The sequence below is a fragment of the Humibacter sp. RRB41 genome (assembly GCF_022761015.1).
In the GTDB taxonomy this organism is placed as follows: domain Bacteria; phylum Actinomycetota; class Actinomycetes; order Actinomycetales; family Microbacteriaceae; genus Humibacter.
In genome coordinates this window covers 707,387-727,462 of the sequence record NZ_JAKWJQ010000001.1, presented here as the reverse complement: position 1 = coordinate 727,462, position 20,076 = coordinate 707,387, and the positions used below count along the sequence as shown (strand labels likewise).

The 20,076-nt window shown below is 64.2% G+C and carries 16 protein-coding genes; 4 read left to right on the top strand and 12 right to left on the bottom strand.

The window, feature by feature from the left end:
- Window positions 1-138: 138 nt before the first annotated feature.
- Window positions 139-474 (bottom strand): response regulator transcription factor, encoded by a 336-nt coding sequence (locus tag MJ603_RS18850; RefSeq protein WP_374230837.1) that lies wholly within the window; start codon window positions 472-474, stop codon window positions 139-141.
- A gap of 2,641 nt (window positions 475-3,115) precedes the next feature.
- On the opposite strand from MJ603_RS18850, the gene MJ603_RS03510 reads away from it, so the two are divergent.
- The gene (locus tag MJ603_RS03510; protein WP_243062268.1) at window positions 3,116-8,140 is read left to right on the top strand and encodes an isopeptide-forming domain-containing fimbrial protein; all 5,025 of its coding nucleotides are present in this window, start codon (window positions 3,116-3,118) and stop codon (window positions 8,138-8,140) included.
- 683 nt (window positions 8,141-8,823) lie between these two features.
- Here MJ603_RS03510 and MJ603_RS18710 read toward each other — a convergent pair.
- The 7 genes from MJ603_RS18710 to MJ603_RS03475 form a co-directional block, all read right to left on the bottom strand.
- Complete coding sequence (locus MJ603_RS18710; RefSeq protein WP_243062267.1) at window positions 8,824-9,540, bottom strand: ASCH domain-containing protein; 717 nt, start codon at window positions 9,538-9,540, stop codon at window positions 8,824-8,826.
- Between the two features lie 640 nt (window positions 9,541-10,180).
- The gene (locus MJ603_RS03500) at window positions 10,181-10,771 is read right to left on the bottom strand and encodes a recombinase family protein (RefSeq protein WP_243062266.1); all 591 of its coding nucleotides are present in this window, start codon (window positions 10,769-10,771) and stop codon (window positions 10,181-10,183) included.
- Between the two features lie 57 nt (window positions 10,772-10,828).
- Window positions 10,829-11,176, bottom strand: coding sequence for a type II toxin-antitoxin system PemK/MazF family toxin (locus MJ603_RS03495; RefSeq protein WP_243062265.1), 348 nt, complete (start codon window positions 11,174-11,176; stop codon window positions 10,829-10,831).
- A complete protein-coding gene (locus MJ603_RS03490) occupies window positions 11,170-11,415 on the bottom strand; it encodes a ribbon-helix-helix domain-containing protein (protein ID WP_243062264.1) in 246 nt (81 codons plus the stop codon). The genes MJ603_RS03495 and MJ603_RS03490 overlap by 7 nt, the downstream gene beginning before the upstream one ends.
- Before the next feature lie 442 nt (window positions 11,416-11,857).
- On the bottom strand, window positions 11,858-12,289 hold the full coding sequence (locus tag MJ603_RS03485) for a VOC family protein (protein WP_243062263.1): 432 nt from the start codon (window positions 12,287-12,289) through the stop codon (window positions 11,858-11,860).
- 214 nt (window positions 12,290-12,503) lie between these two features.
- Window positions 12,504-12,899, bottom strand: a complete 396-nt coding sequence (locus MJ603_RS03480) for a hypothetical protein (RefSeq protein WP_243062262.1) — start codon at window positions 12,897-12,899, stop codon at window positions 12,504-12,506.
- Between the two features lie 321 nt (window positions 12,900-13,220).
- Window positions 13,221-14,168 (bottom strand): NADP-dependent oxidoreductase, encoded by a 948-nt coding sequence (locus tag MJ603_RS03475; protein ID WP_243062261.1) that lies wholly within the window; start codon window positions 14,166-14,168, stop codon window positions 13,221-13,223.
- Between the two features lie 103 nt (window positions 14,169-14,271).
- Here MJ603_RS03475 and MJ603_RS03470 point away from each other — a divergent pair, with 103 nt between their 5' ends.
- Both MJ603_RS03470 and MJ603_RS03465 read left to right on the top strand, forming a co-directional pair.
- Window positions 14,272-14,826 (top strand): TetR/AcrR family transcriptional regulator, encoded by a 555-nt coding sequence (locus MJ603_RS03470; protein WP_243062260.1) that lies wholly within the window; start codon window positions 14,272-14,274, stop codon window positions 14,824-14,826.
- A gap of 320 nt (window positions 14,827-15,146) precedes the next feature.
- Window positions 15,147-15,680: a GNAT family N-acetyltransferase gene (locus MJ603_RS03465; protein ID WP_243062259.1), complete on the top strand. Its 534-nt coding sequence runs from the start codon at window positions 15,147-15,149 to the stop codon at window positions 15,678-15,680.
- A 425-nt stretch (window positions 15,681-16,105) separates the two neighbouring features.
- On the opposite strand, the gene MJ603_RS18845 is transcribed toward MJ603_RS03465, so the two are convergent.
- Window positions 16,106-16,477: an adenylyltransferase/cytidyltransferase family protein gene (locus MJ603_RS18845; RefSeq protein ID WP_374230836.1), complete on the bottom strand. Its 372-nt coding sequence runs from the start codon at window positions 16,475-16,477 to the stop codon at window positions 16,106-16,108.
- A gap of 254 nt (window positions 16,478-16,731) precedes the next feature.
- Here MJ603_RS18845 and MJ603_RS03460 point away from each other — a divergent pair, with 254 nt between their 5' ends.
- The gene (locus MJ603_RS03460; protein ID WP_243062258.1) at window positions 16,732-17,655 is read left to right on the top strand and encodes a phosphotransferase family protein; all 924 of its coding nucleotides are present in this window, start codon (window positions 16,732-16,734) and stop codon (window positions 17,653-17,655) included.
- A gap of 88 nt (window positions 17,656-17,743) precedes the next feature.
- Here the strand turns inward: MJ603_RS03460 and MJ603_RS03455 are convergent, their stop codons facing one another.
- From MJ603_RS03455 to MJ603_RS03445, 3 genes are all read right to left on the bottom strand, one after another.
- Entirely contained in the window at window positions 17,744-18,340 is a 597-nt protein-coding gene (locus tag MJ603_RS03455; protein ID WP_243062257.1) for a hypothetical protein, read from the bottom strand.
- Window positions 18,341-18,668: 328 nt separating this feature from the next.
- Window positions 18,669-19,274 carry a dihydrofolate reductase family protein gene (locus MJ603_RS03450; RefSeq protein WP_243062256.1) on the bottom strand — a complete coding sequence of 202 codons (606 nt, stop codon included), beginning with the start codon at window positions 19,272-19,274 and terminating at the stop codon, window positions 18,669-18,671.
- A 119-nt stretch (window positions 19,275-19,393) separates the two neighbouring features.
- Window positions 19,394-20,041, bottom strand: coding sequence for a dihydrofolate reductase family protein (locus MJ603_RS03445; protein WP_243062255.1), 648 nt, complete (start codon window positions 20,039-20,041; stop codon window positions 19,394-19,396).
- Window positions 20,042-20,076 lie beyond the last annotated feature (35 nt).

Genomic DNA, 20,076 nt, shown 5'->3' with positions numbered 1-20,076 from the left:
CGCAACCAGAGGAACAGACCAGAAAGCCATGCGGCTCATGACGTCCGCAAGCGGAACGGACATCGGGAGGGGTTGCCTGGTCGTCTGGCAGCACCATTACCGCCGACCTGGACACATTGTGTAAACGCGATCGTCGAATTAGCCGGCCGATGTCAGGCCGGTTTCCCGTGCATTCGCGACGGCCTCGAGTCGGTTCGAGGCGTTGAGCTTGCGGTAGAGGCTGCGCTGCTGTGTGCGGACGGTGCTGTAGGTAATCTGGAGCGACATCGCGATCTGGCGAATTGATTGCCCTGCGATGATGCGGTCGAGTACTTGCTGCTCGCGAGGGGTGAGGTTGATCAGCGTGATGGAGTCCGGGTAGATCTCGCGGCTGGTTTCGAGCGACGACTCGATCAGTCTGCGCTGGGACGGGGTGAGGTGGGAGGCGAGCGTCAGGAGGTCGTGTTGCGGGACCGTGGTGAACGGGCGCACCATTCCGGTGTGTTGGGCGGTGCTGGCGGCGCGACCGAGGGATGTGGTGGCAAGTGAGTCGTCGCCCATTCGATAGGCGGCGACGGCTTTGATCACGAGCATCTCGAGCCGGTGCCGTCGGCTGGCCTGGTGTTCCCAACTAGTGTTCTTCGCGAGGCGTAGCGCCTCGCTCGGCTCGGCGGCGAGCAGCGCGAGGCGCGCGCGGGTGGTCTGCAGCAATGTATGACCACGGTAGAGGTCGTTTGCGATGCGGTGTGCCTGGTTCCCGTGGCCCAGTGCGAGGTGTGCGTCGGCGGCGATGTGGGCGGTTAGTGACGCGAAGGGCTGGGGGAGGGTAGCCGTACCGAGTGTCGCGTTGGCTCGGTCGATCGACTCCAGGACGCCTGCGGCGTTCCGGGTGCTGACTGCCAGGAGCGATCGGGCGTAGAGCTCGTAGGTCGAGAGTGTGTTGGGAAGGACGTTATCGAGCAGGGCTATTTCCGCGGCGGCGGCCTCGGCGAAGTCGAGCGTGTCCGTGGCAAGAAGCATTCGTGCCGTGTGGCCTGAGGTCTGCATGAACGGCGCGAGCCAGGTCGTCGGTGGTTTGGCGGCGGCGCTCCGCCTGTGGCGGCGAAGCCAAACCGTCGCTTCGGGGAGATTGCCGTGCAGCGCGTGTGTGAGTGCGAGTTTTGCGGCCGCGTCGGCTTCGACGTAGTCGAACGCGCCATCCGTGGAGCGGCGGAAGGCGCGCTCGAAGCGGGCGGCAGCGGTGAGCAGGTCGCCGGCGATGAGCGAGGTCTCGCCGGCGAAGAATTGCACGGATGCGTAGAGGTCGACGACCGTCCGTGGTCGAGCCGCGCGCGCTGCTTCGGCCACGGTCACGATGCGGTTGCTGAGCTCGATGGCCTCCACCCATCGGGCTGAGGTACGTAGAGCCAGGAGGCAGGCCAGCGCAGCGCCGATCGCCGAGGGAGCGCGCTGGCTTGCTCCCAGTTCGGCGAGGTCGGTGGCGAGGGCGGGAAGGATGTCGGCGCTTATGGTCGACTCGTCCTGCTGGAGGAAGATGCTACGGATGGCCCGGGACGGGGTTGCCTCGGGCGTCGCGAAGAACTCCTCTTTAGGGGTCGCGAGAATAGCGGTGTTGAGGTTATCGCGGTGATTGAGTATGAGGGTTCGCCAGTGTCGGTCGATGATGCTGACCACGAGGTGCCAGTCCTCGGCGGCGATCGCGTGTTGGAGCGCCGCCGCCGGCCGTCCCTGCTCTGCGTACCAGCGACCAAGTTGTGCGCTCAATGTCCGGAGGCGTCCGGGGTCGCGTCGCTCGAGTTCATCGCGTAGCACCTTGCGGGCTGTTGGTGCCCACCGATACTCAGACTCGGAGCCGGACGCGTCGGGGGTCAGTAGGCCGGTAGCGATGAGCCTTTCCAGGTATGCGCCGGACGACTCGTTGGCTGATACGAGTCCGGCCAAGTCTGGGGTGACGCTCTCGGGGACGGAGGATGTCAGTGCGAAATCAATGAGCGCGGTGCTTGGAATCCGCGGCAGGAGTTCGCGGAGCCACCCGGAGGCAACCCGCTCCATCAGTGCGGGAACGTCGTCGACCGTACCGTATGTCATCGCCTCGACGAGCGCGTGCACCATGGCCGGCCATCCGCCGATCCCCTCGTGGACGGTCGCAGCGAGATCACCGGCGGCTTCGAGCCCTGCCAGGTGGAACAGCTCTGTGATCTCTTCCTGCGTGAAGAGCAAGTCGCGCGCCGTGACCGTGACAGTCGGGATCCCTCGGACGGTGTGCGGAGCGAAGCTCTGGAAACTCCGCATGCCGACAATGAGTCGGAAGCCGGGGACATGAGTAGCCAGATCGATGAGTCCCTCAGCGGCTCCCTCGACCGTGACGTTTTCGAAGTTGTCAATCCATACCGTCAGCGGGTGGCCTGCGGTGGAGATCATTCTGGCCGCGAGTGATTGTGTGCTTCGACTGTTTGCCATCGCAGGCAGGGGGATGCCGGCATCGGTCAGCGCGTCGACCAATGAAATCCAGAATCCGTTTTGATCGCCCTCTCCTGAGCGCACCCGGAGCGTGGCGACGTCTCGCCCCTCACCGGCGGCGTCCGTCAACCACTGCCGCACAAGAACGCTCTTCCCGAAGCCGGTCGGAGCACGGAGCAGACACAACGGCACCTCGCGGTCGAGGCTTGCCAGGATTCGGGGCCGGGACAGGATTACGCCATTGGGCGAGTGGATCACTGTTTGGCCGCGCTTGAAGTGCTCCGAAGATTACTCATCCCCATGGAACGTTGGCCTCCCAAAATCTCGCCCTCGGAGTGGGGGTGCTGAACTTCTCCATCCCACTGGAATATGTATAGCCCACTCGTTGCGGTTACAGCCGTCGAACAGTCTCCCGCCGCCGGGCGGGAACACGATGAAGCCCCGATGAAGCATTCGCCGTGTTAAGCCGCCCGCTCCGCCTCGGGCCGGATACGCCCTCATTTACCCCGATGAAAGCCCGATGAAGTTTGCGGCCCGGTCCGTTCCAGAGACCCGCGCTCTAACAAACTGAAGTTCGGCCGGTGGCTCGAATACCAGATGGTGTGGGTGTGGGATCGCCGGTGCGCAGGATGCTCCACGGGGGACGTCCATTTCGGGGAATGGTGAGGGGGGTCCGATGGGCCTGGACAGTCGTGGATTCTTGTCCTCTGCGTGGTGGCACGGGCGGTGGCACCTGCTGGTTGCTTGTATCAGTGTGGTCACGGTCGCGATGGTGATCGTCCTGCTCGCGCAGCCCTCACCTGCGCTTGCGGCGACGACTGCGAAGCACGAAATCACGGCCGACTGGGCGGGGTCGCCGACGCCGACCAATGCGCCGTACGGCACAACGGTCACGGCAGAGTTTCACGTGAACACGAACGACGCCACCAACCCCGCGGCCAACGATCCCGTCAACAACGTGCGCGCGACGCTGACGGTCGCCAACGGCGTGTTCGTCAGCATCCCGCCGGTCTGTGCGACGACGGGAGTCACGCCGCCTTCGGCGATCACCGCGAACGGCACGCAACTGCTGTGCAACCTCGGCACGATCAAAGAGGGCACTGCGACGGTCATCCGGGCCCGGGTGAAGTCCACCGGCGCCGTCGGTTCGCGGCTGTCGGTGTCCGGCACCGCCACCTCGGATTCGGCGACCGCTCCGGCCGGGCCAGCTGTGACACCGCAGTTGTCGATCACCGGGTCGCACGGCATGGACCTCGTGATCAGCGCGCCGAACCAGAACTATCAGCAATCCACCGCCCCGAGCCGCAGCGGCGGCAACCGTCAGACGGTGATCGTCGACTACGGGCTGAGCATGTCTGCAGGCAGCATCCCCGGACCTTCGACGTACACCTTCACCCTCAACGTCTCTCCGACTGTCGCGGGGCAGCTCACCGGGCTGCAGTGGGAGGGCTGCGCACCAGTCGACGACAGTGCGCAGGCCACCGGCATCCCGTACTCCGACACGACGCACCCGAACCGAACCAACGACCCGAGCTGCACCATCAGCGGCAGCGGCACCACGTATACGGTGACGTTGACCGGGCTTGACTACTCGCTTCAGCACGTGCCCACGGCCGACAGTCTGGGCACCGCGATCCCGTCCGCCACGAACTTCGTCGCGTCCGGGAAGCTGATCTTCAGCTACCCGACGCCGATCACGGCGAGCACGGGTGTCGACTTCACCGCTACGCCGAGTACGTTCACCTTCACCGACGGCGTTACACAGCCCGAGACGAGCGCCGCCAACGACGCGTCGGACACCACGCTGGTTCTGCCCGGTGCGTTCGCCGACCAATGGGCGCCGACTGGACCCGGCGCAGGCCGCACCGCGTGGGATGCAGCGTACTTCGCGGCGCCGGGCGCCAGCGAGGGCGACACCTTCCCGATACCGGGCGCAGGTAGCTCCACCAGCCCCGGAACTCCGGTGCCGAACAACGAGCTCCCGGTGCTGAGCAACGCCGACAGCACGGCCTGGACCACGTACACCGGCCCGGGCGGCGCCGACCTCGCCGGCGAGTGCACGATGTTCGCGAACACCGCCGACTTCACCGCCACCAACGTCGACTTCTACGGAGTCGACGGTGCGGCGCTGTCGAACATCACCTCGGCCCACATCTGGTATCGCACAGATGCCATCGACACGAAGACCGAGACCTGTGGCGAGCCCGTCGGAGTCGCGGGGAGCCCGTGGACTGAGGCAACCATCTCGCCCGTCTGCGCAACGCGCACCAACTACATCTCGCCGGTGTACTCGGATGACAACTGCCTCGTGACGCTTCCTGCAGGCGTCACAGCCGTGAAGATGACCTGGAACCCTGCGGTCGACAAGCAAGCGCACCACACCCTGCGCGCATGGGGTTACGTGCCCACGACGGCAACCGTCGGATCCGACTCGTGGACCGTCGGCGCCTTCAACGCTTCCTATGACACGAGCACCGTCTTCCCCGGGGGTTGGCCTGCGCTGAACAACTACATCAACATCTCCGGGAACAACACCGTGTATGCGACGATCCCCGGCTGCACTTACGCCGCGCCGGCGTGCAACACTAACGGCCAACGCGACGCCATGCGCATCCAGGGCGCCAATGGCGTGATCACCAAAACCACTCCCGACACCTCTGCGCTGCCCGGCGTCCCGGTCACCTACCAGCTGACCGCCGAAGCCGACATCAGCGTCTCGACCCCGCCGGCGCAGACGTTCCCGGTGGTGGACACCTTGCCGACCGGTATGAGCTATGTCGCCGGTTCCGCCACTCCGGCCCCCGTGGTCACGACGAACGGGAGTGGTCAGCAGGTCCTCACCTGGACCTTCACCGGCGTTCCCGCGAACACGGCTCAGCACATCATCTATAAAGCGGAGACGGCACCGAACAGTGCGATCGCGCCGGGAACGGTGCTGACCAATACGGCCGAGATCGACGTGCCAGGTGACAACAGACCGGCCGCCGCGAGGCAGGCCAGCGCAAGCGTGATCGTACCGAACAGCGGTGCCACGACACTGGGCAAATCGGTGGAGGCTAACGTGCTGTCCTTTTACGGCGACTCGTCCGCGTGGGACCTCGTGGTCAACTCGCAAGATCCGGTGACGAACCCGTTCACCGACACGATCGACGTTCTTCCGGCCAAGGGTGACACCGATGGGACCAACATCAACGGCAGCTACACGATCACCGGGGTCGACGCACCATCCGGAGCGACCGTGTACTACACGACAGCCGCCCGGACCTCGCTGAGCGAGGACTCTCGCTCGGCATCGAACGGCGGAACGCCCGGTTCCATCAGCGACAACACGGTCGGATGGTCCACGACCGAACCGGCGCACCCGACGGGGATCCGGATCATCGGACCAGCACTCGCCCCGGGCGCCTCGCAGAACATTCGCATCGCCTTCAGCACCCCAGCCGGCACCGACTGCGCCAACCCGGCGTCGTCGGAAAACAAGCCGGGCCAGAAGATCGTGAACACGGCCGACTCCATCGCGGGGCACACCGGCCTGCCGATGCTCTCCTCGGCCACGACCACGATCGGCGACTGCTACGCACTGGATCTGAAGAAGTACGTGCTCGAAAAGGACGGAGACCCGGCAACCACTCCAGGATCACAGAACTCGGACTGGCAGGATGCCAACTCGCCTGCTGACTATCAGCAATACTCCGCCGGGGACACCATCCACTACGCCATCGTGGTAACCAACGTCGGCACCGGGACCCTGACGAATATTCCAGTGATGGATGACCACTACAGCGCATGCACCTTCACCATCGCGAGCCTGGCACCTGGTGCGACAGCGTCGCACCAGTGCATCGCGACCGCCACCGTCGGCACGACGGTGAACACTGCCTCGGCCTCTGTGACACCGCCCTGCGCGGGCAGCACCTGCCCACCGCAGATCACCGTGAACGACCCTGCGGGCGTGCTCGTCCCGCAGGCTCCACACGTGGTCAAGACCTCCAGCAGCGCCTCCGGCGCAGCGGTGTCGCCCAGACAGAAGATCCAGTACACAATCACCGTGACCGAGCCGGCAGACAGTGTGGCACCATACCTGTCGCCCTCTCTGACGGACTCCCTGGCAGGCGTGACCGATGACGCGACATACAACAACGACGCGGTGGCGACCACCGCGTCGGGCGCCGCCGGAACCGTCTCGGTCGACTCCGCCGCACACGTGCTGACCTGGACCGCGCCTCTGCTCACCCCGGGGCAGGTCGTGACCATCACCTACTCCGTCACCGTGAACTCCCCGCTCACCGGTGATGGCATCCTCACCAACACGGTGACCATGCCGCACACCAACTGTGACCCTGCATCGTCCGACCCGGCAGACTGCATCGTGACGCACGAAGTGCAGTCGTTCATCGTCACCAAGGTCGCCGACAAGACGACGGTGCAGCCCGGTGAGACGATCACGTATACGATCACCGCGCACAACAACGGCCAGGTCGCATACACCAGTGCCGCTCCCGCATCGTTCACCGACGACCTGAGCAAGGTGCTCGACGACGCAACCTACAACAACGATGCGAAGGCCTCCGACGGCAGCACCGTCGACTACAGCACTCCGACGCTGTCCTGGAGAGGGGCTCTCGCCGTCAGCGCCACGACGACGTTCACGTACACCGTCACCGTGAACACGCCGGACACCGGCGACAAGCAACTGCGTAACTCCGTCGTCGGCGGGAGCAATTGCGCCGCGGACTCAACCGACCCCGACTGCACCGTCGCCATCCCCGGGCCGGCACTGCAACTGAAGAAGACGGTCGACCTCAGCTACGCCGACTTCGGCCAGAAGGTCCACTACACGATCGTTGCGACCAACGTCGGAGCAGGCGACTACACGACGGCCGACCCGGCGGCGTTCACCGACGACCTGACCAAAGTCCTCGACGACGCGAGCTATGACCAGGATGCGAAGACGAGCAGCGGCACGCTCTCCTACGGCAAGCCCACCCTGTCGTGGCACGGAGCTCTCGCATCCAGAGCAAGCGTCACGATCACTTACACGGTGACGGTGCACAGCCCAGACGACGGGAACCTGTCGATGGACAATACGGTCACGACACCGACGGGAGTCTCGAGCAACTGCGGTACCGGCTCCACCGATCCTGCGTGCCGGACACACACGCCGATCGCGGCGTACCACGTGGCCAAGAGTGTCGACGCGTCGACGGTGAAGCTCGGCGATGTGCTGCACTACACGATCAAGGTCAGCAATGTCGGCGCTGTCGCGTACACATCGGCGCACCCAGCGTCACTGATCGACAACATGACGAAGGTGCTTGACGACGCCGACTACAACGGCGACGTCAAGGCCACGTCCGGCGCGCTGAATTACGCAGAGCCAGACCTGTCCTGGACGGGTGCGTTGCCCATCGGCACTACGGTGCGGATCACGTACACGATGACCGTACACAAGCACGACACTGGTGACGGCGCCCTGATCAACATCGTGACGACGCCGACCGACCCCGACGGGGCAAGCCAGGCGAACTGCCCGACCGGCTCAACGGATCCGGTCTGCGCCACCCGTACCACGCTCCCGGGCGCCGGACTGGCAAGCACAGGCAGCAACCTCACCCCGCCAATCGCCCTCGGCACACTTCTGCTTGGGCTCGGCGCCCTTCTCATGACCGCCCGTCTGCGCAAGCGCCGTCGGACCACCTGAGAACCAGGGTCGGCAGATCAGCCGCGGCAGGGGCGGAAGCCCCGTCGCGGCTGGTCGCCGCATTCATCCGCCGGCCCGCTTCGACCACAGGTCACAACGTGCTCGCGGGAACAGAGCCGCGCCCTACGAGCTGCCTACCTACACAGGACAACGAGCCCGTGGGCCGGACGATGGCGGCACGGATTTTGCGCCACCGCAGGAGTGGCCTTTAGTGAAGCATCCTGGGTTTGTTCCTATGTTTTCTGAAACGTCCTGCTCGTTCGTAGGATGCCCGGTTATCTCGCGGCATTTGTGATCGTTCTGGGCTGGAGGCGGATGTATCTAAGCCTTCTCCGTTGAGTCGTTTGATCGCCCTTGTGCTGCAGCGGCGCCAGGGGCGGTGGGTCGGAGCGTTACGTGTGCGGTGTCGAGAGTATGCGGTTGCAGTAATGGCCGGTCACCGCGGCTTGCGGAGTCTGAGCAGGTCGAGGTTAAGGGCTGGCATGGACGCGACGACCCCGGCGTAGAGAACTGCGTATGCGGTGCCGATCCAGCGTGGGAGAGGGGGTGGCAGAGGAAGTGCATGGCCTCGCAGACTCGGTCGTCGTATGGAGGATCGCGTTGAAGCCGGCGAGCCGGTTCTGAGGATCGGTCAGCGCGCAACCGAAGCCGGGCCGCTGCCGACACGAGGTTGCGGGCAGTGTTTATGTCGGGGAGGGCGCTAGGTGGAAGTGAACGACGTCCACGATGGAGTCATCGCGGATGCCCGGGTAATGGCCCCGTAGCCCGTTTCTGAGGTCATCGGCGACGTTGCCGTTTTCCAACTGAGCATCCGCATCCGTGATCTCATCGAATCGCTTGGTGTCGATGAGATCGACCACACCGCCCAGTCGCTTGTACTCATCGTCGAACTCGAAGACCAACCACGCCGGCCCCACCGCACACGGGTCGTCGAACCGGGTCGTCGCAGTCTTCCGCCCCGCGACGACGTCGTCGAAGTAGCGCGGGTTGAAGCGGATGAACCGTTCCGGGTTCGCATCCGGGAACCAGTACGTAAACGGCAGCAGGTGCCGGATCGAGACGAGATCCGGACCTTTCGAGGTCGGCACGATCACGTTGCAGCCCGGCTGCTGATCGAGGAGCACCTGACGGCAGCGCCCGCACGGCGCGATCACCCCTCGGCCACCATCGCCGACTGCGACCATCGTGGTCAACGGTGCCGCGCCACCGGACGCCGCAAGCCCGAGGACCACCAGCTCCGCGCACGGGCCACCGGTGAAGTGGTAGTCGTTCACCGCCGTGAAGATCCGACCCGTGAGATCCATCGCGGCAGCAGCAACTGTGTGATTGGGGTCGCCGGTCAGCGATTCAGCTTGGCGTAGCGCGGCGTCGAGCACGCGCTGCTCAGGTGGGTAAAGCACTCAGCCACTCTGCCAGAACCATCACGCGTGCAACTCCCGATCGCCGATCGGTACTCGGTCGTGTGTTGATTGCGGTCTAAAGTGCCGCTGTGGTGATGAAGTGGCTAACTCGCGATTGGGTTTCGGGTGACCTTGAAGACAATGAGTGGGAATCGATGAGTGCTCGCTATTACGAGCATCTCGCCGCGATCGTTCCCTCGCTCACTGGAGGGGCAAGAGTCTTAGCGACAGAGGTGAGCTTGTGTGACGCACAATTCGCAGGTTTCAGTTCGGGGACGATGACTCCCTTCAGGTGCGAGCACTGATCGGCGATCTCCAGGCTGGCTACGAGTTCGCGGATCTGACGTACCGGCACGTGGAGCTCGTGCTCGATTCTGGCGTCACAGTCGACTCACTCAATCTGTTCGCCCCGCGGACTGAGGTCATCTACGACGAACTCGACCTCCTCCCGGACGGCCGAGTCGCCCACCGCGTTCTTCTGTCGCAAGCTGGTGAATATGAGGTTCGATTCACGAGCCTCGCCGCTAGTCGTTCGCCGGCGCAACCGCGCGACCGCCGCAGACAGACCGATGCGCGACATGCCCATAAGTGGGTCCTCGAGCGTGCGTCGTCTAGCGCACGCTCGAGGATGGGTTGGTGTTTAGTCGCTGGTCGATGTTGTGGCGCGACGGCGACCTTCGCGGTAGATGGTGGCGCGGGAGACGCTGAACAGTTCAGCGAGTTCGGCCTGGGTGTACTGGCATCCGTCCATCAGCTCGTACAGATGAGCGCGTTGCGTTCGCGACAGTTTGGGCTGCTTTCCCTTCAGCTTTCCTTTCGCCTTGGCAACAGCCATTCCTTCTCTGGTCCGCATTCGGATCAGGTCGGCTTCGAACTCGGCCACCATGCCGAGGACATTGAAGAGCAACCTGCCTACCGGATCGGTGGAGTCGTACAGGCTCCCGCCCAGACTCAGGACAACCCCCTTGGCCGTCAACTCGTCGGCGATGTCCCGCGCGTCTCGCAACGATCTCGCCAAACGATCCAGCTTGGTGACGACGAATGTGTCGCCCGATCGAACCGATGCCAACGCCTCCCGCAACCCTGGGCGGGCACGATTGGTGCCCGTCAGACCGTGATCGACGAAGATCCGACTCTCATCCACTCCTAGCCGCACGAGCGCATCCCGCTGAGCAGTCAAATCCTGTTCAGCAGTCGACACCCTCGCGTAGCCGACCTGTATCTCATTCATCACCACACCGTCACGCAGAACCGAAACGTCCGCAGCTGGAGCCCGTCAGCGCGCGGGTCAGGCTCCGGTGACGAGGCGTATTCCGGTGCCGAGCTCGTTGAGGAGGTATGGCGGGAGGTGGCCAACGGCGAAGGGCTGCAGGTACTCGCGGCTGAGGGGACCGAGTTGGGTGACCAGGGCGACCGAGTCCTTGTTCAGCCCGGATGCAACGGCGGGGATCAGGACGTTGCCGGGGAAGGCTTCCTGCGCGAGGTTCGAGGTCAGCGGGATCACCAGCACCGTGTTGATCGAGGTCGCCAGCAACCAGTCGTCCTGGAACACGACCGTGGGCCGGATCTTCCCCGGTTCAGAGCCACGCGGGTCACCGAAGTCGGCCCAAACGATGTCGCCTCGGGCGATCACCACTCTGAGCTCGTGGAGATGATCCGTTGCGACTCCGTCAGGAATAGGCCGTCGTCTGATGGCTGACCCGCCTGGCTCAGAACCTCATTGGCGATCGTCGTCAGAGAGCTTGAGCCTTCCAACTCGTCGGCCAGTCTTGCGCCGGCACGACGGTAGAACTCGGAACGACTCATGCCGTTACGCTCCGCGACTCGCTCGAAGCGCTCGAAGTCCTTGTCAGGGACAGAGATCGCCGTTTTCATACACCAAAGTATAACCGGTATGAACATCGATGGCGCGTAACGGGATCGGCTACCGAACGCTGCCCGGCTGGTCTGGCGCCGGGTGAAGCTGCAGAAGAGAGGTCATCTAGCGCCAGCCGTCGAGCTTCCAGGATGTTCGTGGTCGCGTCGTCGTCAAGACCATCGAAGCTCACCCCTGTGAGATCCAAAGCGACGGCAAAGAACGTTTAGTCGAGGTAGTCGACACCGGCGTACGAATAGGGGTGCACGGCCTGGAAAATCGGCCGCACGAGATCGGCCGCTTCTGCGCGGATTTCGGTTTCCTCTGCCAGCTCTCGCGCAGCCGCTTCGTTGTTGGGGGAGGTGCAGCGTCTGGTTGAAGGGTCTTCGTGTCGTACAGGGTGTCTCCGTACGTCGGATCGGGTTCTGTGAGAACGAGCCATCGGCTCCGTGAGCGAGCGCGTCACATCGGCCAGCTGCCGGGAGCCAGGCTGCGAAGTAGGCAGAACTCGTTGCCCTCCGGATCAGCGAGGACCACCCATGACCGCCCGTCTCCCTGTCCGACGTCCACGCGGCGCGCCCCGGCGGCCAGGATGCGTTCCAGCTCTGCGTCCTGGTTCGTGTCCACAGGCGAGAGGTCCAGGTGCAGCCGGTTCTTGACGGACTTTTCCTCCGGCACGCGGAGGAAGCTGATGGTCGGAACGGCAGGAGCCGCCCGCAAGTCGGCGACCCGGTCATCCGCCGCGGGCTCGGGAGGTGGACCAATCTCCACGATCTCGGCGGCGTCCTCGGACTCGGGGTCGTAGACAACATATCCGAGCACCTCACACCAGAACCTCGCCTGTGCTCGGGGATCCGAGCAGTCCACGATGATCTCTTGCAGTCGGCTGGCCATGACTCCGACCATAATCGCTTCGAGGATCAGGCACTCCACCAACCGAACTCAACCTTCGACAAGCAGCCCAATCTCAACGGTCCGCTATGCGAAGCGACCTGCGACGCCAGTGCTCAGCCGCCTTCGACACGCGCACAGTCGGACGGCTCGTCGCCGGTATACCCCGGCGTACGCATGAGGATCGGCTTACTCGCAGAGGTTCTGGGTGAGTTGCTCAGCCCGGCTCACACCCTGGTTTCATCCTCCGCAGGGGTCCGAGGGGCGCAAAGCCTGCGAGTGTGATCCCGCCGACCAGAAGCCCCAACGCAACGATAGTTCCCAGCCAACTGCCGGAGTACGTCGTGATCGTGCCGGCGCCGTCAGCTCGGTCCCATTCGCAGGCGCGACCCAGCGGCCACATCGTGGGGTAGCCGGTTACAACACCGGCACGTTCGGAGACCTCGGCCAGTTCAGAGCTCGGCCCCTCGACCAAGCACTTGAAGGTTGACCCCTTATAGTTGCCAGCCGCCAGCTGGCCGACCGCGAGGAACACACCGAGAACCACCGCGATCAACCCGAACACGATGAATCCGTGCCGTCCACGTCGATGGCGGTCGCCGGCTTGGCTCATCCGGTCAGCCTACGTTCAACGATCGAACGGACCTTGGAGTCCCGCCCGCAACACGATGGGCTTGCGGACAATCCTCGTACCTCGGTTCAGGGATCGAGCGGGCGAAGGAGCTGTTTCAGATTCCGCGGTAGGTGGCCGAGTACTTCGAGCCTTCCCTTGTTCTACGAGCATTCCTAGCCGATCAGAAGGTTGATTGTTCGCCTCGCTCTGGGGTCTGAACGATCAGGGGGGCAGGCAGCATTTTGAGCCGGGACCCGCCCGGGTAGACGACCCGAGTGGCGGCACTCGGCCAGGAGTGAGCCGCTCGAAAGCGAACTGCGTTCAGGGAATGAGCACGATCTTTCCGTGCGGCGCGCGGCCAAGGCTGAGCTCCACAGCGGAGCGCCAGTCGTCGAGAGGGAAAGTGCGGCCGATGGGTAGGCGGAACTCACCCTTGGCCGCCTTCGCCGCGTACTGGACGGTCGGGTCGTAGGCTGGCCAGCCATTGATGCGAAGCATGTCCAGGTTCACTCGTGCGCCGAGTTGTCTCGCGTCGTCGTGGTTGCTGACTGTCACGACGTCGTTGGGGTCGCGCACGGTTTCGATCAGAGTCGGGATGATTCCGGTTACGGGCGGAGCAGCATCCAACACCAAATCCACCGGACCCGTCGCCAGCTCGCGCACCCGGTCGACCATTCCTTCGCCGTAGCGCGTGACGTGCGCGCCGAAACCGGTGAGGTCAGCTTCGAGGGCGGGCCCGGCCGTCGCGATCACATTCGCGCCGCGATCGAGGGCGACCTGCACGGCCGCATAGCCGACCATGGAGCCCGCGCCGTGGACGAGCAGAGTGGTGTCGGAGTCGACGCCCATCGCATCGATGGTCCATACGGCCGTCTGGACGACCATGGGCAGGGTTGCCGCGTTGACAGGGTCGAGACCGTCGGGGATCGGTGTCCAGGAGCGCAGGATCGCGACCTCAGCGGCGCCGGCGCTCGGTTGACCTGCATAGTCCGCGGAGCCGACGACCAGGTCGCCGATCGCGACATCGGTCACATTCTCGCCGACGGCATCCACTCGACCTGCGACATCGCAGCCAACACCGCGTGGCAGTGAGCCGGCCATGAACCCTCGGCAGATCTGCCAGTCAGCGGGGTTGAGGCCCGTCGCCTCGACTCGCACTCGGACCCGGTCGGCGGGCGGGTCTGCGACCTCGGCGACCTCGTACCGCAGAACGTCGAGCGGCTCCCCGTAGTCGTAAAAGCAGAGAACTCGGGAGGTGATGGTGGACATGGCGACTCCTGACTCATTTCGTGACGGCACCGTCCTCGTAGTGACAGTCACTGACAGTATCACGTTTCGACAGTGACTGACTCATCAGCGCTAAGATCCCTTCATGCCTCGAAGCGGCGCCGACGCGCGCAGACGACTGCGCGAAGCCGCGTTGGAGCTCTACCGAGAACGCGGCTTCAACACGACGACGACGGCGCAGATCGCTGCCCGGGCCGGAGTAACCGAGCGCACCTACTTCCGCCACTTCGCGGACAAGCGGGAGGTGCTCTTCGACGGCGAGATGGAGCTCCGCAACACCATCGTCAGTGCGATCGAGACCGCACCCTCAGAGGAGTCTCCGCTGAACGTGCTGACTCGCGCGTTCACCGCAAGCGTCCCCTTGTTCGTCGCCGGCAGAAGTGTCGCAGTATCGCGTCAGGCGATCATCGAGGTCACGCCTGCACTGCAAGAGCGCGCACACGCGAAGACGGCTGCGCTCATCGAGGCGATCGCCGCGGCACTGACCGCGCGAGGCATGCCGACGCCGTCCGCGGCCCTGGCAGCCCGAATCGGAATGGTAGCCTTCCGACGCGCCGTAGCCGACTGGGACGGAACATCCGACGACGAACTCGAGCAACTCATCCGGAACACCGTCGACGAAGTGCGAGCGCTGGACTGACCTGGGCGAGATGCCACGACGACCGAGGACCCGAGGATCACCGCAGACCGGCACGAATACCGCGCCGCCAGGCTGGCAGCGAATCCGATCGCGCCGAACGCCGGCGCCCCACGGGGATCTGCAAGGTGATCCGCCGGTCCTGTCTCTCACTCGGAATTTCGAGCACGAGATGGCAGCCTGGCGAAACTATCAGCGTGCATCGCGCAACGGAATTCCTCAACTTACCTGGCTGAGGCTGAGGCGCACGCTCGAGGATCGACTTGCGGGCGCTGTGGGGGCTGGTATGGTCAGCGAGCTTCGCGTGATTGAGAGGATGGGGTGTGCTCGACCTTCTCAAGCTCCCTGTCTCATTCGACACGGCAACCGCGAAGCTGCATCTGCGGCATGCGCGGCGCGATGACCTCCACGCGATCATGCGACTGCTGTCGGACGACCCGATCAGTTCCGGCCGCGGTGACGTTGCCAGCGACCAGGACGAGCCGGCGTACGACGCCGCACTCGATCGGATCATCCAGGATCCCGGCAACGACGTGCTCGTGGCCGTTGACGATGCCGGTTCGGTCGTGGGGACGTTCCAGCTGACTCTCATCCCTGGTATGGCGCGCCGCGGGAGCACCCGTCTGCTGGTTGAGGCGGTCCGAATCTCGAGCACGGAGCGTTCGTCGGGCATCGGGAGCGCGCTGATGCGGTGGGTTGTGGAGCGTGCGGCCATCGACGTGCGTGCATCGGTTGTGCAGCTCACGTCGGATGCCGCGAGGGTCGACGCACACCGTTTCTACCGGCGCCTCGGCTTCATCGACTCCCACATCGGGTTCAAGTACCACGTCACCGCGGCGAGCCCCACGAGTCAATAATGATCCGCCGGCGGTGCCGGGCGTTATGCGGTTCGAGCGATGGGACTGTATTTTGACGAACTAGGGTGATTCTCTGGCGAGCGGGATCGGTGATGGCACGACCTGAACCTCTTGGTAACAGGATGCGGTCCTACGCCCGCGCATACCTGGCAACGGCGATAGTGACGTGTTGCCTCTTCTTCATCGGACTGACCGGAGAGATCCTCAGCCGTGGCGCGCAACCACTGTTCACGGTCGCCCTGACGATCTCACTTGTACTTTTTGCGGCACTGGGAGCCGTCGCAAGGATCCGGCACGGCATTGCTTACGCTCAAAAACCCCGCAACAAGAGCTAGATCGATCTCGCATCCCGACACCGCTCAACGTCCGCCGGAGGATCGCGCATCGTTCAGTGCGTTCGGCTTCCCTAGCTGCGACGATCTGTCTCAGGCTGGAGCTGGAGAACCTGTGGTCTCGCGCATTGAAGTACAGATCGATCCCGCGTTCTTCGCAGTAGCTGCGGCCCGTGGAGTCGTGATCACGGTATTCGTCCCGGACGACCGCACATCGAGTTGGAATGAGCGCAGGATGTCTTGTAGGTCCTGCTCGGTGGAGTACGGGACGATCTCGTCAACGTATGTGCAGCCGCGCAATTGGATGTACCTCTCCACAACAGTGTGGGTTGGCGCATTCTTTTCGGGACGGTCGATCGTCGGGTCCATCTGCAGCCTGCAGATCAGGTAGTCACATTGTCGCTTCGCCTTGGCGAGCATCATTATGTGCCCCGCATGGAGGAGATCGAAGGTGGAGAACGTAATGCCTACTCAGGGTCCCGGGTTGTAGTCCCGCCGTATCACGCCGCCGCCAGAGGGCTTCACTGCTTCATCACTCATACTCCCCCCGCAACAGGATTGGCTGATGAGACTCGGTGTCGATGGTTAATATCGTCCCTCGTCCGGTGTCGGTGGCTCGACGTATTCGAGGTGTTCAGAGGCGGGACCGCCGGCAGGCGGGCCGGCAGGCGGGCCGGCAAAGGAGTCTTTACGGCGAGAGTGAGTCTTAGGTTGGGGTGATGGAGCTTTCGCATCTGGGTGTGCCGCTTGGACCGTTGACACGCATTCATGGTGGCTTCGCCAATCGGGTCTATCGGCTCGACACCGACCAGGGGTCATTCGCGGTGAAGGAGTTGAACCTCTTCGATCGCCGCTGGCCGTACCGCGTCGAAGATGTGTTCAGATTCGAGCGGGCGGCGTTTACTGCCGGTATCCCGATGCCAGAGCCGGTCTCGGCCAGCGAGGACACGCTTGTGCACCGGTGGGTCGAAGGGCAGAAGGTGCCCGAAGCGCCGGTGTCGGCGGGGTACGCGTTCGAGATCGGTGAGGTCCTCGCGCGCATCCACGCGCTCGATATCGAGTGGCCCCACGAGCCAGTGGAGGATCCGACGCCGCGGGACTGGCCCGAGCTCGCTCAGCGGGCGAGGTCAACAGGGCAACCGTGGGCCGACGAGCTCGCCTCCCAGGTCGACACGTTCCTGGAGATTGCCCAGTTCGTCGACACTTGCGAACGGCCAGGTCCGGTCGTGCTGACGCACAAAGACATTCAGCCGTGGAACCTGCTGGCTAGAAAGGGTCGGCCGGTCGTACTGGACTGGGAGCTCTCGGGGCTGTTGGACGTGTCGGGCGAGCTGGGTTCGACCGCGCTGAGTCTGGCGAAGGGGCCCGGCTTTGACGACATCGAGCCGGCGATCTTCCACTCGGTTCTCGAGGGCTACGTCGCCGGTGGTGGGGTGCTGCCGCCAGCAGGCCCGAGCTGGTTCGCGTTCATGCTCGGCGGCTGGTTGGGGCACACCAGGTGGAACATGCTGCGTTGCCTGGCCGGTGCTGAGGCAAGCACCGGCCCCGACCTCGCACTCTCGCACGAGTCCGTGCACAACGGTGTGACCGGCCTCCCCGAACTGTTCAGCCGAGTCCCAGACCTCGAAGCCCGCCTTCTGTGACACCCGATGCTCCCGTCGGGCGCATGCAGGACGGTTTCTTCGCGATGCGCCCCGTCGTGCCCACTGGCCGATCCGTCACGGTGCGCCCTCATTCGGCCCAGCTGCGGAGCCTCGCGTCTACGGCGACGAGGCACTCCAGATCGGTAGGAAACCGCGCGAGCGCGTATGCAGTCAGCCGAAGATGTCCTTCAAGGCACACCAGATCATCGGAGGTTGGTCCGGCCAAGATCAACGGCGGGAACGTCTCGCCACGCCTTACGGCGTCGGCAAGGCGCACGAACCGTGTGTTCGGGACATCGAACACCGTGACGCGCGCCTCGATGCGCTGGGCCGCGTCAAGCGGAAGGCGGCTGCCGCCCGAGATTTCGTTCCAGTAGGAGTACTCGATGTAGCGCACACGAGCCAACGCGTCCGGGCACAGACGCGCCCACACCCAAGGGACGTCTACGGGGAAGCGCGTGAACATCTCACGGTCCTGCCCCCAGCCGCGCGTGGCCGCAAGCAGTGCACGCCGCTGACGGTTGCCGGCATCGTCGGAGATGTCGGGCGCTGTCACCACCTCATCGCCCAGGCCGCGGTAAGCGAGTTCAGCACGAATCGCGTCGCCGAACCGTTCGCTCGCAATCTCCCCGCCCAGGTAGTAAGCAACCATCTCATCGGCGCCGCTGGACCGAATGACCTCCACCCGTCAAGTATCCCTGCCGCTCACCACCGCCCTGAAGCGGTGGGCGACCGGACGCGATCCGGCCCAAGATAGCCCGCCCAGGAGAGGATCCCATTGGGGCGTTATCGGGGACCGCGGAAGTTTTCATTGAGCGGAGCCGTGGAGGGAGGCACCCACTGGGCCACAACCGACCTGTATCGGATGTGCTCCACGGCGCGTCCCTGATGGTCCCATCGCACGACACCGGCCGAGTGCAGCCGGGTCCAGAGGTCGATCACCGTATCCAGTGACACTGGTACAGCCGTCAGACCACGACCCGGACTCAGGTGCCGGGCGTGATCAACGAGAATCAGTGGCGAACGCGGTAGCGGATGTGGGTGGCCTCTGGAGTGTCGATCACTCGCACGATCTCCAACTCGACCCTCGCGGGCAACATATCGAACAGCCGGCGTCCTTGCCCGAACAGCACCGGAATTTGGTGAATCTGCAACTCATCGAGCACGCCGGCCTCAAGCGCCGTTTGTGCCGTGTACGCACCATGGACCAGCACGTTGCGGTCGCCTGCGGCGGCCCTTGCCTGTGCCATCGCACTGGCAATTCCATCCGTCACATACGTGACTGATGGATACATCGCCACTGACGGTCCAGGCGGCCGGTGACTGGGAACGAAGATGGGGACGCCGTCGTGGTGGTCACCGCCCCAGTGGTCAACCTGTTCCACGGTGTTGCGACCGGCGAGGAGCGCACCGGTCATCCTGCCTTCGTCGAGAAAGTGTTTGCCCGTCTCCGACTCGGATTCGGTCGTCGGCCCGGCTTCCGAAGCGAATCCATACCACTCGTGCAGACGCATGAAGTCGTCGCCACCCGGGTTGCCTGGTCGATCGTTCGGACCAGCGATGTACCCATCAAGCGACATCGACATGTAGAGCACTGACGCTGACACTTCGACCTCCATCTGGTGTCGATCCGCCCTGACTTTATGTTTGCGGGGCGCTTCGCGAAGGACGCTGGGGACCCCACAAAAGGCATTATCCGACTGGCTGCAACGGCCGCGCGGTCGCTGCCGGCGGGCGCTCAGGCAGCCCTGTTGTGGGTGTATGTGAGGATCGCGACGCCGTTCGGCGATATCACCGACCCGGTCAGGGTGAAGTGGGCCGGGTAGCCGTCTTCTCCGAACATGCGCTTGCCGGCGCCGAGCACGACGGGGAAGATCAGGAGTCGGTACTCGTCGACCAGGTCGTTCTCGGCGAGCGCCCGAATCAGGGTTCCGGATCCGAATACAACCAGGTCGCCGTCGCTCTCCTCCTTAAGGCTTCTGACAGCCGGGGCTAGGTCGCCGTCGACCCGGTGAGAGTTCTGCCAGCCAAGACGATCAGTGCCAGAGGTGACGACGTATTTCGGCATTCGGTTCATTGCCGCGACTGCAGGCTGTGCATCATTCGCTTGCGACCAAGCGTCGGTGAAGATGTCGTAGGTCCGGCGACCCATCAGCATGCCAGCGGCACCCACCGTCGCATTTCGCATGAAGTCGTTGACGGTGTCGTCGCTGGATGACGACACCCAACCGCCACCTTCGAAGCCGCCGTCGCGATCCTCCTCCGGCGACAGCGGAGACTGGATCACTCCATCCAAGCTCACAAAGTTCACTACGGCTATCCGACCCATGGTGGTCCTCCCGAGCCCGTTGTCTCGACTCCAGCGTCCCACGTTTACAGCGGTCATGATCTGATCCCATCGTCGTCGGCGTGGGCCGCCCC

Coding starts and splice junctions, on each gene's coding strand:
- MJ603_RS18850 (WP_374230837.1), bottom strand. CDS start 474: ATGGTGCGCCCGTTCACCACGGTCCCGCAACACGACCTCCTGACGCTC.
- MJ603_RS03510 (WP_243062268.1), top strand. CDS start 3,116: ATGGGCCTGGACAGTCGTGGATTCTTGTCCTCTGCGTGGTGGCACGGG.
- MJ603_RS03500 (WP_243062266.1), bottom strand. CDS start 10,771: ATGAATGAGATACAGGTCGGCTACGCGAGGGTGTCGACTGCTGAACAG.
- MJ603_RS03490 (WP_243062264.1), bottom strand. CDS start 11,415: ATGAAAACGGCGATCTCTGTCCCTGACAAGGACTTCGAGCGCTTCGAG.
- MJ603_RS03485 (WP_243062263.1), bottom strand. CDS start 12,289: ATGGCCAGCCGACTGCAAGAGATCATCGTGGACTGCTCGGATCCCCGA.
- MJ603_RS03480 (WP_243062262.1), bottom strand. CDS start 12,899: ATGAGCCAAGCCGGCGACCGCCATCGACGTGGACGGCACGGATTCATC.
- MJ603_RS03475 (WP_243062261.1), bottom strand. CDS start 14,168: ATGTCCACCATCACCTCCCGAGTTCTCTGCTTTTACGACTACGGGGAG.
- MJ603_RS03470 (WP_243062260.1), top strand. CDS start 14,272: ATGCCTCGAAGCGGCGCCGACGCGCGCAGACGACTGCGCGAAGCCGCG.
- MJ603_RS03460 (WP_243062258.1), top strand. CDS start 16,732: ATGGAGCTTTCGCATCTGGGTGTGCCGCTTGGACCGTTGACACGCATT.
- MJ603_RS03450 (WP_243062256.1), bottom strand. CDS start 19,274: ATGGAGGTCGAAGTGTCAGCGTCAGTGCTCTACATGTCGATGTCGCTT.
- MJ603_RS03445 (WP_243062255.1), bottom strand. CDS start 20,041: ATGACCGCTGTAAACGTGGGACGCTGGAGTCGAGACAACGGGCTCGGG.